17 protein-coding genes are annotated in these 16,804 nt (G+C 63.5%); 11 read left to right on the forward strand and 6 right to left on the reverse strand.

Features of this window, described 5'->3' with window-relative positions; genetic code table 11:
- Positions 1-129 precede the first annotated feature (129 nt).
- On the forward strand, positions 130-1,158 hold the full coding sequence (gene nadA / locus QWY74_RS01365) for a quinolinate synthase NadA (protein ID WP_264827727.1): 1,029 nt from the start codon (positions 130-132) through the stop codon (positions 1,156-1,158).
- Positions 1,159-1,420: 262 nt separating this feature from the next.
- The gene (locus QWY74_RS01370) at positions 1,421-2,521 is read left to right on the forward strand and encodes an oxidoreductase (RefSeq protein WP_264827729.1); all 1,101 of its coding nucleotides are present in this window, start codon (positions 1,421-1,423) and stop codon (positions 2,519-2,521) included.
- A gap of 32 nt (positions 2,522-2,553) precedes the next feature.
- Here the strand turns inward: QWY74_RS01370 and nudE are convergent, their stop codons facing one another.
- Positions 2,554-3,135 carry an ADP compounds hydrolase NudE gene (gene nudE / locus QWY74_RS01375; RefSeq protein WP_264827730.1) on the reverse strand — a complete coding sequence of 194 codons (582 nt, stop codon included), beginning with the start codon at positions 3,133-3,135 and terminating at the stop codon, positions 2,554-2,556.
- A 114-nt stretch (positions 3,136-3,249) separates the two neighbouring features.
- Here nudE and yrfG point away from each other — a divergent pair, with 114 nt between their 5' ends.
- From yrfG to leuA, 6 genes are all read left to right on the forward strand, one after another.
- On the forward strand, positions 3,250-3,930 hold the full coding sequence (gene yrfG / locus QWY74_RS01380) for a GMP/IMP nucleotidase (protein ID WP_264827731.1): 681 nt from the start codon (positions 3,250-3,252) through the stop codon (positions 3,928-3,930).
- Positions 3,923-4,303 (forward strand): RNA-binding S4 domain-containing protein, encoded by a 381-nt coding sequence (locus tag QWY74_RS01385; protein ID WP_264827732.1) that lies wholly within the window; start codon positions 3,923-3,925, stop codon positions 4,301-4,303. The genes yrfG and QWY74_RS01385 overlap by 8 nt, the downstream gene beginning before the upstream one ends.
- A 109-nt stretch (positions 4,304-4,412) precedes the next feature.
- Positions 4,413-5,288, forward strand: coding sequence for an Hsp33 family molecular chaperone HslO (gene hslO, locus QWY74_RS01390; RefSeq protein ID WP_264827733.1), 876 nt, complete (start codon positions 4,413-4,415; stop codon positions 5,286-5,288).
- 497 nt (positions 5,289-5,785) lie between these two features.
- Complete coding sequence (locus QWY74_RS01395) at positions 5,786-7,366, forward strand: phosphoenolpyruvate carboxykinase (protein ID WP_264827734.1); 1,581 nt, start codon at positions 5,786-5,788, stop codon at positions 7,364-7,366.
- Positions 7,367-7,476: 110 nt separating this feature from the next.
- The gene (msrB, locus tag QWY74_RS01400) at positions 7,477-7,974 is read left to right on the forward strand and encodes a peptide-methionine (R)-S-oxide reductase MsrB (RefSeq protein WP_264827735.1); all 498 of its coding nucleotides are present in this window, start codon (positions 7,477-7,479) and stop codon (positions 7,972-7,974) included.
- A 308-nt stretch (positions 7,975-8,282) separates the two neighbouring features.
- Positions 8,283-9,989 (forward strand): 2-isopropylmalate synthase, encoded by a 1,707-nt coding sequence (gene leuA, locus QWY74_RS01405; RefSeq protein ID WP_264827736.1) that lies wholly within the window; start codon positions 8,283-8,285, stop codon positions 9,987-9,989.
- A 130-nt stretch (positions 9,990-10,119) separates the two neighbouring features.
- On the opposite strand, the gene epmB is transcribed toward leuA, so the two are convergent.
- On the reverse strand, positions 10,120-11,136 hold the full coding sequence (gene epmB / locus QWY74_RS01410; protein WP_264827737.1) for an EF-P beta-lysylation protein EpmB: 1,017 nt from the start codon (positions 11,134-11,136) through the stop codon (positions 10,120-10,122).
- A 103-nt stretch (positions 11,137-11,239) separates the two neighbouring features.
- On the opposite strand from epmB, the gene efp reads away from it, so the two are divergent.
- Positions 11,240-11,806 carry an elongation factor P gene (gene efp, locus QWY74_RS01415; protein ID WP_264827738.1) on the forward strand — a complete coding sequence of 189 codons (567 nt, stop codon included), beginning with the start codon at positions 11,240-11,242 and terminating at the stop codon, positions 11,804-11,806.
- 199 nt (positions 11,807-12,005) lie between these two features.
- Positions 12,006-12,980 (forward strand): EF-P lysine aminoacylase EpmA, encoded by a 975-nt coding sequence (epmA, locus tag QWY74_RS01420; protein ID WP_264827739.1) that lies wholly within the window; start codon positions 12,006-12,008, stop codon positions 12,978-12,980.
- 28 nt (positions 12,981-13,008) lie between these two features.
- Here the strand turns inward: epmA and asd are convergent, their stop codons facing one another.
- From asd to rsgA, 4 genes are read right to left on the reverse strand one after another with little or no spacing between them, the layout of a single operon-like run.
- Entirely contained in the window at positions 13,009-13,866 is an 858-nt protein-coding gene (asd, locus tag QWY74_RS01425) for an archaetidylserine decarboxylase (protein WP_264827742.1), read from the reverse strand.
- Positions 13,863-14,141, reverse strand: a complete 279-nt coding sequence (locus QWY74_RS01430) for a hypothetical protein (RefSeq protein WP_290313609.1) — start codon at positions 14,139-14,141, stop codon at positions 13,863-13,865. Before QWY74_RS01430 ends, asd begins: the two co-directional genes overlap by 4 nt.
- Positions 14,138-14,968 (reverse strand): sulfurtransferase, encoded by an 831-nt coding sequence (locus tag QWY74_RS01435; RefSeq protein ID WP_264827977.1) that lies wholly within the window; start codon positions 14,966-14,968, stop codon positions 14,138-14,140. Before QWY74_RS01435 ends, QWY74_RS01430 begins: the two co-directional genes overlap by 4 nt.
- A gap of 28 nt (positions 14,969-14,996) precedes the next feature.
- Positions 14,997-16,058 carry a small ribosomal subunit biogenesis GTPase RsgA gene (gene rsgA / locus QWY74_RS01440; protein WP_264827979.1) on the reverse strand — a complete coding sequence of 354 codons (1,062 nt, stop codon included), beginning with the start codon at positions 16,056-16,058 and terminating at the stop codon, positions 14,997-14,999.
- A gap of 86 nt (positions 16,059-16,144) precedes the next feature.
- On the opposite strand from rsgA, the gene orn reads away from it, so the two are divergent.
- On the forward strand, positions 16,145-16,738 hold the full coding sequence (gene orn, locus QWY74_RS01445) for an oligoribonuclease (RefSeq protein ID WP_264827981.1): 594 nt from the start codon (positions 16,145-16,147) through the stop codon (positions 16,736-16,738).
- Positions 16,739-16,804 lie beyond the last annotated feature (66 nt).

Genomic DNA, 16,804 nt, shown 5'->3' on the forward strand with positions numbered 1-16,804 from the left:
TGACGCGGGTCGATCTCCGCGATAGACGCATTGGTCGGCCCTCTGGTGTGTCGTGCCGTGCGGAGCGCACGTAGCCCGGCACCTGGTGTAACGCAGGGGGATTCCCTGCCGGTCACAGTGGTAGACACGATGACGATCATGACTTCCCGTGCCGAGCTGCGCGATCAGCTGGCACGCAGCTATTGCCCGACACGTATCCCCGCCGAGGACGAAGCGCGCGTCGAGGATATCAAGCGCCTGCTCGAGGACAACAATGCTGTCCTGGTAGCGCATTATTATACCGACGACGCCATTCAGCAGCTTGCCGAGGAAACCGGCGGCTGTGTGGCGGATTCCCTGGAAATGGCTCGCTTTGGCGCGCGCCACCCGGCCGATACCCTCGTGGTGGCCGGTGTGCGCTTCATGGGCGAGACCGCCAAGATCCTGTCTCCCGAAAAGCGCGTCTTGATGCCGACCCTCGAGGCTACCTGCTCACTGGATATCGGCTGTCCGGCGGATGAATTCTCGGCCTTCTGTGACGCCCACCCCGACCGCACCGTGGTGGTGTACGCCAACACCTCGGCGGCGGTGAAGGCGCGCGCAGACTGGGTCGTGACTTCTTCGATCGCCGTGGAGGTCATCGAGCATCTCCAGGCCAGGGGCGAGAAGGTTCTGTGGGCGCCCGACAAGCATCTGGGCAGCTATATCCAGCGCCGCACAGGGGCCGACATGCTGCTCTGGGACGGGGCCTGCATCGTGCATGAGGAGTTCAAGGCCAAGGGCGTTGAGGACCTCAAGGGGCTCTACCCTGATGCGGCCGTGCTGGTGCACCCCGAATCACCGGCGCCGGTGGTTGAGCTGGCCGATGTGACGGGTTCCACCTCGCAGTTGATCAAGGCCGCCAGAGAGCTGCCCCAGCAGGAGCTGATCGTGGCCACCGATCGCGGTATCTTCTTCAAGATGCAGCAGGCCGTGCCCGACAAGACACTCTTCGAAGCCCCCACGGCGGGGGAGGGGGCGACCTGCAAGAGCTGCGCCCACTGCCCTTGGATGGCCATGAACGCGCTGGATAACCTGGCCGGTGCCCTGCGCCAGGCCAGCGGCGAAATCCATGTGGATGAAGACGTGCGCAAGCGTGCCCTCAAGCCGCTGGAGCGAATGCTCAACTTCCATACCTGAGGCGGTGGATACCTGGCGCCGAATGGTGCAACGCCCATAGTGGCACGGCAATGGCCGGATACCGCTCGGTCAGCCGTCACCGACCCGTTACGGGCCGGCAGCATGGCAGGACAGGCCGCTACATGACAGAATCGGCCGGACGGCAGGTTTGTCGCCCGGTCAAGCCTGGTGGACAGCTTCCCCTCGTGGGCTCCGGTCGTGACAAGGACCGGAGGCATGCCGTTGTGTTATAGCATGCCCATGTTTTACAGGATGCCCTGATATGAAGACGCAGACCCTCAACGTTGGCCTGATCGGTTTCGGTATGGCCGGCAAGACCTTTCATGCGCCCTTGATCTCGGCTGCCCCGGGACTGGAGCTTTCCGCCGTGGTCAGTGGAGATGCGGACAAGGTCCAGGCGGTCTATCCCGACATGTCGGTGCATGCCAGGTATCAGAGTCTGTTGGCGGACCCGACCATCGACCTGGTGGTGATCGCCACACCCAATGAGTGGCACTTTTCACTGGCCAAGGCCGCCCTTGCCGCCGGAAAGCATGTGGTGATCGACAAGCCCATGGCGGTGTCGCTGGCCGAAGCGCGCCAGTTGAAGACTCTGGCCGACAACGCCCAACGCCTGCTGAGCGTCTTCCACAATCGTCGCTGGGATAATGACTTCCTGACCCTCAAGGCCCTGATCGAGCGAGGCGACCTGGGTCGTGTCACGGCACTGGAGTCGCGTTTCGATCGTTTTCGCCCGCATGTCGGCGATCGCTGGCGGGAGGTTCATCGCCCCGGTAGCGGGGTATGGTTTGACCTGGGACCTCACCTGCTGGACCAGGCCCGCGAGCTGTTCGGCATGCCGCGCGCCATTCTGCTGGAGCTTTCCAGTGCGCGTGACGGAGCGGAGATCGACGATGACTTCGTGGCGTTACTGGATTACGACGAGGGGCCCCGTATCACCCTGAGCGCCAGCTCACTGATCGCCGAGCCGACACCGCGCTTTGCTGTACATGGCACCCGCGGCAGCTTCACCAAGTATGGGCTCGACCCCCAGGAAGGCTGGCTCAAGGCGGGGGCAACGCCAGAACCCGGCTGGGGCGTCGATGAGGCGCCGGCTCGCCTGATACTTGATGAAGGGCAGGGCGAGGAGATCGCGCTTGTCAGCCGTGAGATGGCCTGCGAGGCCGGGGATTACCGTGCCTACTACGACGCCATCTTCGAGACACTGCTGCATGGCACGCCGCCGCCGGTCACGGCCGAGAGTGCCCTGGATACCATGGCGCTGCTCGAGGCCGGGCTGGACAGCTATCGCCAGGGGCGCTGGGTCAAGCTGAAGGAAGGTAACGGCGCTCGTCGCCGCTTGCTGCACGGCAAGGGCGAGTAGGGGCATGCAGCCCGCCTCCTCTTCGGCAGTCGTCACCACAGCAGGGAGGGGCCGGGCTCGGCGCGCAGCTGGTCGCGGGCGATGAACAGCGCGGCAATGGCTCGGGCCTCATGAAAATCGTCGCGCGCCAGCAGGGCGTCAATGTCGTCGAGGGCATGCGTCTCGACGATCAGGGGTTCGGGCTCATCCCCGGGCAGACGCTCCGGGTAGAGGTCGCTTGCTAGCATCACCTGCATGCGGTGTCGCATGTAATTGGGCGCCAGGCTGAGCTCGACCAAGGGCTCGATTCGATGGGCACCGAAACCGCACTCTTCCTTCAGTTCACGGTTGGCAGCGCTGACCACATCCTCCCCGGGGTCCACCAGTCCCTTGGGCAGGCTGAGAGTGTAGTCCTCCAGCCCCGCCGCGTACTCGCGGATCAGCAGCACATGCTCCGGGTCCGGCATGGCCACGATCATGACGGCGCCGCTGCCATGCGCATTGCCGCCCAGACGTTCGAAGGTGCGCTCGGCGCCATTGGCAAAGCGTAATTCCATTTCCTCGATACGAAACAGTCGGCTGGAGGTGAGCTGGCGTCGTGCCAGCACCTGGGGCCGGGTAAGCAGTTGGCTCATGAGGTCTCCCTGGCACGGCGGGCAAGCCTGCCGAAATGCGTCTCTGTCGTCGATTGGTTACACTACCACGTCTGTTCGACCCAAGAGACGCCTCGGCGTCACCGCGAGGTTCCCATGATTGACTGGCGTGCCATTGATACCGTTCTGCTGGATATGGACGGCACACTGCTCGACCTGCACTTCGACAGCCATTTCTGGCTCGAGCACCTGCCGCGACGTTACGTCGAGCTTCATCGTCTGGATGATGCGACCCAGGAAACCATCCGCGCACGAATTCTCCGCGATCAGGGCAGTCTGGACTGGTACAGCCTGGCGTATTGGCGGCGTGAGCTGGGTGTCGACATCGTCGCCCTGAAGCGCGAGGTTCAACACCTGATCGGACTGCGCAGCGATGCGCTGGATTTTCTGGTATGGCTCAAGCAGGCTCATCCGCGTGTTGTGCTGGCCACCAATGCCGATCGCGAAAGCCTGGACCTCAAGTTACCCCTGACCGGACTGGAAGCGTACCTGGACGCGGTGGTGTCTTCTGCCGACATTGGCGCGCCCAAGGAAGAACAGGCGTTCTGGTCGGCGCTGCAGCGCATCGAGCCCTTCGACCCGGCGCGAACCCTGCTCATCGATGATAATTCCGTGGTGCTGGAAAGCGCCCGTGAGTTCGGCATTCGCCACCTGCTGGGGATTCTGCAACCCGATAGTCAACGCCCCGAACGCCGGCTCGAGTCGTTCAGCGCCGTGGATCGCTTCGCCCGCTTGTTGCCGGAGACATCGCCATCGCAGGAGGAATCCCATGGATAGCGTCAGGCTGGACAAGTGGTTATGGGCGGCGCGCTTCTTCAAGACGCGAGCCCTGGCCAAGAAAGCCATTGAAGGGGGCAAGGTCCACTACAATGGTGGACGCGCCAAGACCAGCAAGAATGTGGAGGTCGGGGCGCTGATTCGAGTGCCCCAGGGCTGGGACACCATGGAAGTGGAGGTGCTGGCGCTCTCGGAACAGCGTCGCGGTGCGCCGGAAGCCCGTGAGCTATACCAGGAAACGGCAGAAAGCGAGAAACGCCGTCGAGACGGAGCCGAGCAGCGCCGCCAGGCCAACCAGGCCATGCAACATCCTTTCAAGCGCCCCGACCGGCGTGACCGCCGCGAAATCAAACGGTTCATGCGCGGGGAGTAAAGCGAGCAGCCTGCTTCGCCCTCCAGTAACGAGACACGAGACGCAAGACGCGAACCCCAACATTGCAGCTCGAAGCTCGAAGCTACCAACCCAATTCCAGGCAGTACTCATGACGGATCAGATACAACGATTTATTTTCGACAACACCAATGTGCGCGGTGAGATGGTGTCGCTGCAGCAGGCTTATGCCGAAGTCCTGGAGCGTCATGACTATCCACCGGCGGTGACCCGCCAGCTTGGTGAGCTGCTGTCGGCGGTGGCGCTGCTGACCGAGACCATCAAGCTGGATGGCACCATGAGCATCGAAGTGCGCGGCAAGGGCGCGCTGTCTCTGCTGATGGCGGAGTCCAATCCTGGCGGCGAGCTGCGCGGCATTGCCCAGCTCGACGAGAATGCCGCGATTCCGGATGCCAACGCCGGCTTTGCCGAGCTGCTCGGGGAAGGGCAGATCACCATTACGCTGGATCCCGATGAAGGCCGTCGCTACCAGGGCATTGTCACCCTGGAGCAGGACAGCCTGGCCGAGTGCCTGGAAGACTACTTCAGCCGTTCCGAGCAGCTGCCGACCCGCCTGTGGCTGGCGGCGAATGACCAGTGCTGCGCCGGCGTGATGCTGCAACGCCTGCCGGATGAGTCGCTGAACCAGGATGAGGATGCCTGGGATCGGATGGTGCATCTGACCGACACCTTGAAAGACGACGAGCTGCTGTCGCTTTCGCATCATGAGCTGCTGCATCGGCTCTTCCATGAAGAAGAGGTGCGCGTCTTCGAGCCCAAGGCACTGCACTTTTCCTGCCATTGTTCGCGGGAACGCATTGCCAGCGCCTTGTTGACGCTGGGAGAGGAAGAGCTGCGCGATATTCTGGCCGAGCAGGGCGGTATCGCCACCCAGTGCCACTTCTGCAACACTCGCTATGAGTTCACCGCCGCTGAAGTTGACGCCTTGATGGACGATCCGTCGGCTGCGCCACCCACGGTTCATTAGGAGCCTGTCGGATTTGACCGATCGTCGCGAGAATCACGGATTTCGAGACAAGTTTATCGATCTGATGAGGCGAATAGCCCGCTATTTAACGAATCAGATCGAATGAAATTGGCCGAAAGCCCGGGCTTCGTAGCAGATCAGCGTTAAGTCCGACAGGCTCCTAGCCCCTGTATGAAAACTACCCGATACCCGGGTGGGGTCGGGGTAGTCGTGATCCTGACGGCAAGCGTCTTCCCGTCCTTCTCGGCGGGTCGGCGCATGAATGAATGATGAGCTGAACGGTCCTGATGTAGTAGTAAAACTACAAGAACGTCGGGCAATGTCGGCGTTTCCCGGCGGTCCGGTTTTTGCCATAATGCGCCCACTCATCCTTCAGCGGGTGTCGTCGAAGACGAGACGGGTAACCGCATGCGACGCCAGCAGGATGGGCTGAGATGCGTCCAGGACGACGCCCGGCAAACCGAGAGAGAATTGGCCGCAAGGCCCCAGGAATCGACATGACCACGACTCAAGCCATTTCCGCATCTGCCCGCACGCAGCCCGCCCTTGCCCATGTCAATCTGAGCAGCGCCGAACTGATCGAGCGCGCGGTGGCCAATGGTGAAGGCCGACTGGCGGCCAATGGTGCCCTGGTGGTGAATACCGGTGAGCGTACCGGCCGCTCACCCGCGGACCGTTTCATCGTCGACGAGCCCTCCACCAGCGACAAGATCGACTGGGGCAGCGTCAATCAGCCGTTCGATGCGGACAAGTTCGACGCGCTGTGGGAGCGTGTCGAGGCCTATCTGCAAGCCAGCGAGCGTTTTGTGTCCGAATTGCACGTCGGCAGTGATCCGACCCATTATTTGCCGGTCAGCGTGACCACGGAAACGGCCTGGCACAACCTCTTCGGTCGCACCATGTTCGTGCGGCCCGAGCTCTACAACCCGGCGACCAGGACCGAGTGGAGCATTCTCAATGCCCCCTTTTTCGAGTGCGACCCGGCGCGTGACGGTACCAACTCGGAAGGCACGGTCATCATCAACTTCGCTCAGCAGAAGGTGTTGATTGCCGGCATGCGCTATGCAGGCGAGATGAAGAAGGCCATGTTCTCGGTGCAGAACTTCCTGCTGCCGGACGCCGATGTATTGCCCATGCACTGTAGCGCCAACGTCGGCGAGGACGGCGAGACCACGCTATTCTTCGGGCTTTCCGGCACCGGCAAGACCACCCTCTCCGCTGACCCGGCGCGTTATCTGATCGGTGATGACGAGCATGGCTGGGGAGTGGGTACCGTCTTCAATATCGAGGGCGGCTGTTATGCCAAATGCATCGATCTCTCGGCGCAGAACGAGCCGGTTATTTGGAATGCCATTCAATTCGGTGCGGTGCTGGAAAATGTTGTCATCGATGATCGCCGTGAGCCGGATTACGCCGATGGCAGCCTGACGCAGAATTCGCGCGCGGCCTATCCGCTCGAGCATATCGACAAGCGTGTGCCGGAAAATCGTGCCGGCGAGCCCAATGCCATCGTCTTCCTGACCTGCGACATGAGCGGTGTGCTGCCGCCGGTGTCGGTGCTGTCCAAGGAAGCCGCGGCCTATCATTTCCTGTCCGGCTATACCGCCAAGGTGGGCTCCACCGAAATGGGCGCCTCCGAAGGGCTGGCCGCGACCTTCTCGACCTGTTTCGGGGCACCCTTCTTCCCGCGTCCGGCACGCGAGTACGCCGATCTGCTGATCAAGCGGGTCGCCGAGCAGGATGCCCAGGTCTATCTGGTCAACACCGGCTGGACCGGTGGTGCCTATGGCGAAGGTGGCGCTCGCTTCGCCATTCCCACGACCCGCGCCATCATTCATGCCATCCAGACGGGCATGCTGCGCGATGTGGAAACCAAGCGCATCGCCGGCCTCAACCTGGATGTGCCGACCGCCGTGCCGGGTGTCGAGACGCGCCTGCTCGACCCGCGTGAAACCTGGTCCGACCAGGCGGCCTATGACCGTCATCTACACGAGCTGGCCGCCAAGTTCGTCGACAACTTCAGGAAGTTCGACGGAGTCAGCGAGGCCATCGTGCAGGCCGGTCCGCAGGTCGACTGATCCGGCTCGTGAACCCTCGGGGGGCCCGGTAGTCAAAAGCGGGGAAGGGTGACCTTCTCCGCTTTCTTGCGTGAGGGGGGGCGGCCATTTACCGAACGAGGAATCATGCCATGCAGCGTCGTCATTTTCTTGGCCTGCTGGGGTTGGGCGGGCTTGCCGGTCTGGCGCCGAGCATCGCCAGCGCCCGACCCAAGCCGGACCTGTCCGCCGCCCCGGGGCTTGAAACCCTGGAGCTGAGTGAAGCCGAATGGCGTGACAGGCTCTCCGACGAAGCGTTCGAGGTGCTGCGCAAGGCCGGCACCGAGCCGGCCTTTTCCAGCCCGCTGGACAAGGAGACCCGCGAGGGCACCTATCACTGTGCCGGCTGCGACCTGCCTCTGTTCGAGAGTCACATGAAGTATGACTCCGGCACCGGCTGGCCGAGCTTTTTCACCCACATAGAGGGCCACCTGCTGGATGAGCTGGATCTGGTGCTGCTGATCCCGCGGACCGAATATCACTGCGCACGCTGCGGTGGCCACCAGGGGCATGTGTTCGATGATGGTCCCGAGCCCACCGGCCTGCGCTGGTGCAACAATGGCCTGGCACTGACCTTCAAGCCGGCCTGATGGCTTGACAACCGGTCCCGCGCCTGATTTTCTAGGCACATGAACATGAATCTCGCCAACCTCGTTCTCGACCTACGACTACTAGCCCGCCGCTGAGCGGGCCGGGTGACGTTGACGTCGCCCCTTCGTACGTCGACAACGAGGTTGCAACATGTTCATCGCCATACCAAACGCCCAGATTCCCGCCTTTCGTGACGCACCTGTATGCCGCTGCGCAACGTCTGGTCAAGTGTCCTGCGCCCCGCTTGCCTTTCGGCAGGCGGGGCGTTGTCATTTAGAACCGTCCATGTCTCAGGGAGAACGCCGCCATGATGCTCGATAATCCTTCCAACAAGTACCGCCCGTTCGTGGGCGTCGACCTGCCGGACCGACAGTGGCCGAGCCGGCGCATCGAGGCTCCGCCCCAGTGGTGCGCGGTCGACCTGCGTGATGGCAACCAGGCGTTGATCGATCCCATGGACCAGGAGCGCAAGCAGCGCCTGTTCGACCTGCTGGTCAGGATCGGCTTCAAGCAGATCGAGGTGGGCTTTCCCTCGGCCTCGCAGACCGATTTCGATTTCGTGCGCTCCCTGATCGAAAACGACAAGGTGCCGGAGGATGTCCACATCCAGGTGCTGACCCAGGCTCGCCCGCATTTGATCGATCGCACCTTCGAGGCCCTGAAGGGCGCGAAGAATGCCATTGTGCACGTCTACAACGCCACGGATCCGGTATTCCGTCGTGTGGTGTTCAACGTCAATCAGGCTGAATGCATCCAGATTGCCGTGGATGCCACGACGCGCATCCGCGAGCACATGGCGGCTGCACCGGAGACCCACTGGACCTTCCAGTATTCGCCGGAGCTGTTCTCGACCACCGAGATGGACTTCGCCGTGGAAATCGTCGATGCGGTGTCGGCCACCTACGAGCCCACCAGCGACAAGCCGATGATCGTCAACCTGCCGGCCACCGTGGAGTGCGCGACCCCCAACAACTATGCCGACCAGATCGAGTGGTTCTGCCGCCACGTGACCCGGCGCGACAGTCTGATTGTCAGCGTGCACCCGCACAATGACCGGGGAACCGGTGTCGCGGCCGCCGAGCTGGCGGTCATGGGCGGTGCCGACCGTATCGAGGGCTGCCTGTTCGGCAATGGCGAACGCACCGGCAACGTCGACCTGGTCACTCTGGCCATGAACCTCTATACCCAGGGCGTGCATCCGCAGCTGGACTTCTCGAACATCACGCCGGTCATGCGCGAGGTCGAGTACTGCAACCAGCTGCCGGTGCACCCGCGCCACCCCTATGTCGGTGACCTGGTCTTCACGGCCTTCTCGGGCTCGCATCAGGATGCCATCAAGAAGGGCATGGCGGCTCGGCGCGAGGATCCGGATGGTGTCTGGGCGGTTCCCTACCTGCCGATCGACCCGCTCGACGTGGGGCGCAGCTATGAGGCCGTGATCCGCGTCAACAGCCAGTCCGGCAAGGGAGGGGTGTCCTATCTGCTCGAAGAGGAACACGGCATCGAGTTGCCGCGTCGCCTGTCCATCGAGTTCAGTCAGGTGGTGCAGGAAGTCGCCGACCGGCTCGGCAAGGAAATCACATCCGAGATGATCTATCAGGCCTTCCGTGACGAATACCTGGAGAAGAACCAGCCATTCGCTTTGGCCAGCCATCGCATGTCCTCCGAGCCCGACAGCCCGGTGGTCAACCTCGAGGCGACCATCGAGGACGGCGGCGAACGGCGCATCATTCAGGGACAGGGCAATGGCCCGCTGGCCGCCTTCGTCAAATCGCTGGTCGCCGAAGGCCACGACGTCGAGATCATCGACTACCACGAGCACTCGCGGGGGCAGGGCTCGGATGCCGAGGCCATCGCTTATGTCGAGGTGCGCATCAACGGCGAAGCCGTGTTCGGCGTCGGCACCGACGAAAGCATCACCAGCGCATCGATCAAGGGCGTACTCAGCGCCATCAACCGCCAGCTCTCCAACGAAGCCCCCGCACCCAATGTGACGGTGGAAACGCTGGCCTGAGCCCTGAGAGACGCGGCTACGCCGCTGGAAGAGGGAAGACCGGCGCTTCGCGCCTTGAAGAGGGAAGTGGAATCATTATTTTGGCTTCTTCCTTCTTCCTTCTTCCTTCTTCCTTCTTCCTTCTTCTAGCTTAGAGCGGTGTCTTGCTGGCTTCGCCGGGGATTTCCCGGACCAGGCGTGGCATCAAAAAGCCCGGCAGGGTCTTGCGGAGTTCGGCGACCAGGCCGCGTGCGGTGTCGTCGTCGATGTCGAAGTGTGCGGCGCCTTCCACCGGGTCGAGCACATGCAGGTAGTAGGGCAGGATGTCGGCTTCGAAGAGGCGTTCGGAGAGCTCGGCCAGGGTCGTGACCGAGTCGTTAACGCCGCTGAGCAGGACGCTCTGGTTGAGCAGGGTCACGCCGGCCTGGCGGAGTCGCTGGCACGCCGAGATGACGCTGTCGTCAATCTCCGCGGCATGATTGATGTGCAGCACGACGACCTTCTGCAGGCGAGTTCTGCCGAGCCAGTCGAGCAGGGCGTCGTCGATGCGGTCGGGAATGACCACGGGCAGCCGTGTGTGGAGTCGCAGTCGTTTCAGGTGCGGAATGGCCTCGAGCTCGTCCACCAGCCAGTCAAGCTGACGGTCGTTGGCGGCCAGGGGGTCGCCGCCGGAGAGTATGACCTCGCGAATGCTGGCGTCGTGGCGTACGTAGTCCAGAGTTTCCTGCCACTGGCTGCGCGAAGGCGCGTTCTCCTCATAGGGGAAGTGGCGTCGAAAACAGTAGCGACAGTTGATGGCACAGGCCGGGCTGGTGATCAGCAGGACGCGTCCGGCGTACTTGTGGATCAAGCCGCGGCGGGCGGTGTGCTCGCGTTCTTCCAGGGGGTCGCTGACGAAGCCGGGGGCCTGCTGTTGTTCGGCCTCCAGCGGCAGCACCTGGCGCAGCAGGGGGTCATGTGGGTCGCCCGGGCGCATGCGCGACAGGTAGGCTTCGGGTACCCGCACCTCGAACAGGGCATGACCGGCCTCGGCGCCGGGCCACCACTGCGCGTCGAGGGCCAGGCGGCGGCATAGTTCCCGCGGGTCGCGTATGGCATGGGCCAGCTGCCGCTGCCAGGTGTCTGCCGAGGCGTGGCGCTGCAAAGGGATGGGGCTTCGGGTTATCATGCGCGACACCTATGGAGACGAGCGAGGGGGATGTCCCTCGTCCACTATCATGTGCTTGCTTGCGCTCGGGATCCCCGGCGCGACGAAAAATGGAAAGACACTCATGGCGAACTATTCTACCAATGAATTCAAGGCCGGGCTGAAGGTCATGCTGGATGGTGACCCCTGCGCCATTCTCGAGAATGACTACGTCAAGCCCGGCAAGGGCCAGGCCTTCAATCGCGTCAAGCTGCGCAACCTGATGACAGGGCGTGTCTGGGAGCGGACCTTCAAGTCCGGCGAGTCGCTGGAAGCCGCCGATGTACTCGAACTCGACATGGAGTATCTGTATACCGATGGTGAGATGTGGTACTTCATGCTCAATGACGGCTCCTTCGAGCAGTACCCGGTAGAAAAGAAGGCGCTGGGCGAGACCGAAAAGTGGCTCAAGGAGCAGGTGGTCTACACGGTGACCCTGTGGAATGACAATGTCATCAATGTCACGCCGCCCAACTTTCTTGATCTGGAAGTTGTCCAGACCGACCCCGGCCTGAAGGGCGATACCGCCCAGGGTGGCTCCAAGCCGGCCACGCTCTCCTCCGGTGCCGTGGCGCGCGTGCCGCTGTTCATCAACGAGGGTGAAGTCCTGAAGATTGATACTAGGACGGGCGAGTACGTCGGCCGCGCGTGATTTCGGGCCCTTCCTGCGCTCGCTCATACGGCGTTGACTCCTGGGACGGCTTGCTCATTTAGCGCTGCTAAACTCCGCCGCCTTCCCCATGAGTCGCCTTGTCTGAGCATCGCTCGGAGAGGGCGCTAGCTGGGCGAGACTCGCCTGCAAGGCCACATTCTGTCGGGTGTGGCCTTTGTCGTCTCTGGAGCAAACATAGATGTCAATGGATTGGCGGCCCTCGGCCGATATCGAGACGTTGCGCGAGCGCGCGCGGTTGATCGCGGAGGTGCGGGCCTTCTTCGCCGAGTGTGGTGTCATGGAAGTGGAAACGCCGGTGCTCGGCCGGGCGGGCAGTACGGATGTGCATCTGGCCTCCCTGCATTGCATCGCCACCACGCCGTCAGGACGGCAGCCACTGTGGCTGCAGACCTCGCCGGAGTTCCACATGAAGCGTCTGCTGGCTGCCGGCAGCGGGCCGATCTTCCAGCTGGCCCGCAGCTTCCGGGATGGCGAGGTCGGCTCGCGCCATAATCTCGAGTTCACCATGCTGGAGTGGTATCGGCCGGGACTCGACCTGGGTGGCCTGATGGCGGAGACCGAGGCGCTGATCCGCCGGCTGTTGCCAGGCGACCCCGGCCCGCTGCGTCGCCATCGCTATCGTGAGCTGTTCCGCGAGGACCTGGATCTCGACCCCTTTCACGAGCCCCTCGAAGCTCTGCGCCGCCTGGCCACCGAGCGGGGCGGGCTCGATATGGCCGAGGCCTGTCGCGATGATTGTCTCGACCTGTTGATGAGCCTTGTCATCGAACCGCGGCTGGGCCGGGACGGCCTCGATATCGTGCTGGACTACCCGGCCAGTCAGGCGGCGCTCGCTCGCTGCCATCGCGATCCGGAAGACGGCGAGTGGGTCGCCTCGCGCTTCGAGGTCTACCTGAACGGGCTCGAGCTGGCCAACGGCTACGACGAGCTCACCGATGCCGAGGAGCAAGGCGCTCGCTTCGCTGAAGACAACGCCGCCCGCCGCACGGCGGGCCTGCGTGAAGTGGACATCGACCAGCACCTGCTGGCCGCCCTCGAGGTCGGCATGCCCGAGGCCAGCGGGGTGGCCCTGGGACTGGATCGGCTGATTCAGCTGGCGCTGGGCAAGGCCAGCGTGGCCGAGGTCATGGCCTTTGCCACACCGCGCGCCTGAGGCTGTGCGCCGCTGAAGGTGTAGCGCGTCAGTCGGCGGTTTGCGCCTCGCCGCTCGTCTCGCCCAGGCTCTGGCCCATCTGCACCTTGCCGCCGGCTTCCAGGGCGTCGAAGGCGACCGAGTCGGAGAAGGCCATGACCACGGTGGAGCCCAGCTTGAAGCGTCCCATCTCGGCGCCTTTCTCCAGGGTGATGGGCGTGTCGAAGCCCAGGCGCTGGACAGCGTGGCGCGGCAGGGGAGCGATCTGCCCGGCCCAGACGGTCTCGATGCCGGCGACGATCATGGCGCCGACCAGCACCATGACCATGGGGCCGTGCTCGGTGTCGAAGTGGCAGACCAGGCGCTCGTTGCGCGCGAACAAGCCGGAGACGTGCTGGGTGGTGGCGTGGTTGACCGAGAACAGCCGGCCGGGCACATAGACCACCTCGCGCAGGGTGCCGGTCAGCGGCATGTGCACGCGGTGATAGTCGCGCGGCGAGAGGTAGACCGTGGCGAAACTGCCGTGGCGATAGCTTGCCGCAGTGCTGTCGTCACCGCCCAGCAGGTCGCCGATGGTGAACTCATGCCCCTTGGCCTGGATCAGGCGGCCCTGAGCGATGGCGCCGAATTGTGACAGGGTGCCATCCGCCGGCGACACCACACCCTGGCCCAGCGGCCGCGCGCCCTCCTTCAAGGGGCGGGTAAAGAATTCATTGAAGGATGGATAGGCGCTCGGCTCGGGTTGCTGCGCCTCGCTCATGTCGACCCGGAAGCGGCGAATGAAGGCCCGAATGGCCAGGTTCTTGACCGCCGTCACCCGGCAATCGGCGAGACGCCCCACCAACCGCGACAGCAGATGGTGGGGCAGGGGGTACTGAACGAGCGCAAAGAGCTTGGAGGGGGTCACGGCACGGGGTTCCTTGGTGTGGACGGGGCTGGAAGAACGCGGCTGGCGCCGCTTGAAGAGGGAAGAACGGCGCTGCGCGCCTTGAAGAGGGAAGAAAAAACCTTGACTCCATGCCGTCGGGGCTCATGCTGCCTTCCTTCTTCCTTCTTCCTTCTTCCTTCTTCCTTCTTCCTTCTTCCTTCTTCCTTCTTCCTTCTTCCTTCTTCCTTCTTCCTTCTTCCTTCTTCCTTCTTCCTTCTTCCTTCTTCCTTCTTCCTTCTTCCTTCTATGCTCATGCCTTCTCGATCGGTGTGTCGTCGCGGTTGCCCCATTCCTTCCAGGAACCGGCGTAGCCGCGCATCCGGAGCCCCAGTGCCTTGCCGACCAGCCAGGTGAAGCCGCTGCGGTGGTGGGTCTGGCAGTGGGTGACGATGTCCATGTCCTTGGTCAGGCCCAGTGCGTCGAGCTCGGTGATCAGTTCGGCGTAGTCGCGTATGCGTAGCTGACGCTCCGGGTCCATGGCGCGAGTCCACTCGAAGTTGACCGCACCGGGGATATGACCGAGGCGCTGGTTGTCGCCCTTGTGGCCGAGGTACTCGTCGCGGCTGCGGGCGTCCCAGACGGCGAGGTTAGCGTCCTCGAGCCGCTCGATGATCTCGTGACGGTCGATGGCGACCTCGGGGTGGTGGAAATCCGCGGTGTAATCGCTGGGAGCCGGGGTCACGGTATCGGTCGCGGTGGGAAGCTCGTCGGCGCGCCAGGCCTGGATGCCCCCATTGAGATAGGAGTACCGAGTATGGCCGATCAGTTCCAGGGTCCACAGCAGCCGGCCGGCCCAGCCGCCGCCTTCATCGTCATAGGCCACGACATGGGTGTCCCGGGTCAGGCCGAGGGACGAGAACAGCTGTGACAGCGCCTCCGCTGACGGAGTCTCGTTGGGTACCTCGCCGCTTCCCGCCAGCAGGCGGCGATGATCCAGGTAGACGGCTCCAGGCACGTGTCCCTGGGCATGACTTTCGGCCTTGAGCGGCACATCGATGATCAGCAGCTCAGGTGCATCCAGGTGGGCCGCAAGCTCTTCTGGCTCGATGATCAGTGGCAAGAGGTTGTCTTCGGAACTCATGGCAGTCTCCTGGCAAGCAAGGTAGGGCCTAGTTGACCTCTAGGCTCTCGATGATACGCCGATAACTGGCGAAACGGTCAGCATGAATTTCGCCCTTCTCCACGGCGGCCAGCAGGGCGCAGCCGGGCTCGGCGCGGTGGCGGCAGTCGCGAAAACGGCAGCGGCTGAGATGGTCACGGAATTCGATGAAGCCCTCGGCGACCTGGTCCGCGCTCAGGTGGGTCAGGCCGAACTCGCGAATGCCGGGAGAATCGATCAGCTCTCCGGGGCTGTCGGTGGCCGCCGGCTGTCCTCCGTCGGCCTCCGCTGCGGGAAAGGGCCGGAAGCGATAGAGCCGCGCCGTGGTGGTGGTATGGGTGCCCTTGCGGCTATCGGCGGAGAGGTCGCCGATGCGCAGGTCCTCCTCGGGCAGCAAGCGGTCGATGAGGGAGGACTTGCCGACGCCACTCTGGCCGACAAAGACCGAAGTCCGACCATGCAATTGGTCAAACAGGGCGTCGAGCCCGGTGTCGTGGGCCGTGGTGGTGGTGATCACCGGGTAGCCGAGTTCGGCGTAGCGATCCAGCAGAGCACGCAGCTCGCCGCCCTCGGCGGGCAGCAGGTCGACCTTGTTGAGCACCAGCACCGGGGCGATGCCGGTCGCTTCGGCCGCCACCAGATAGCGGTCGATCAGGTTGGCATGGGGTTCCGGCTCGACGGCAAACACGATGAGGATCTGGTCGATGCCGGCGGCCACGGGCTTCAGGCGGCCCCGTGGGTCGGGGCGTTGCAGAAGGCTATGACGGGGCTCCCGGGCGACCACGACACCACTGCCATCCTCGCCGGCCCGCCAGATAACATGATCGCCGGTCACCAGGCCATCGAGGTTGGCACGCAGGTGGCAGCGCACTGGCTGGCCCCCGTGGGCCGGCGCCACTTCCAGACTGCGACCGAAATGGGCGATCACGCGACCCGGTTGCTCGGAGCCGTATTCCCCCGCGGCGAGACGCTCGGCATCCATTGCATCGCGCTGCCTGGCCCGCCTGGCGCGTTCGGACTGCGTCTTTTCGATGCGCCAGCGTTGCTGGCGGCTCAACTTGCGTTTGCTCATGATGGCCTGGAGGTCGGTACAATGGGTCTATTGTACCCACCCATCCGCCCGGCTGTCGTCAGCCGGGCGATTGCCAAGGAGCTCTTATGTCCGCCATGAACGAGGTGTCGGACCCGCGCGCTCAGCGCCTGGTCTGGATCGACCTGGAAATGACCGGCTTGGACCCAAACCGTGAACGCATCATCGAAGTGGCGACCCTGGTCACCGATGCCGACCTCGAGGTCGTGGCGGAGGGGCCGGTGATTGCGGTACATCAGCCTGATAGCCTGCTGGATGGCATGGATAACTGGAACCAGAAGACCCACGCCAGTTCCGGGCTGATCGACCGCGTACGTGCCAGCGAGGTCGACACGGCCGAGGCCGAGCGACGCACGCTGGCCTTCCTGCGCGAGCACGTGGCGGCAGGGGCCTCACCGATGTGCGGCAACAGCGTGCATCAGGACCGGCGTTTCCTGGAACGCGAGATGCCTGAGCTGCTGGCTTTCTTCCATTATCGCAACCTGGATGTCTCGACCCTCAAGGAGCTGGCCAAGCGCTGGAACCCGGGGGCCCTGGTCGGATTCAGCAAACGCAACGTGCACCTGGCGATGGATGACATCAAGGAATCAATCGCCGAGCTGGCGCATTATCGCCGCACCTTCCTGCGGCTGGATGATGAGCAGGGGGATGAAGAGGAGTGACCCGGTAGTGTCTCATGGTCTCGCCAGGGCAGGCAGGCCGCCTGGCAGGCCTGCCCGCGCCTCTTG

This window comes from Halomonas almeriensis, from assembly GCF_030409235.1.
Classification (GTDB): Bacteria; Pseudomonadota; Gammaproteobacteria; order Pseudomonadales; family Halomonadaceae; genus Halomonas; species Halomonas almeriensis.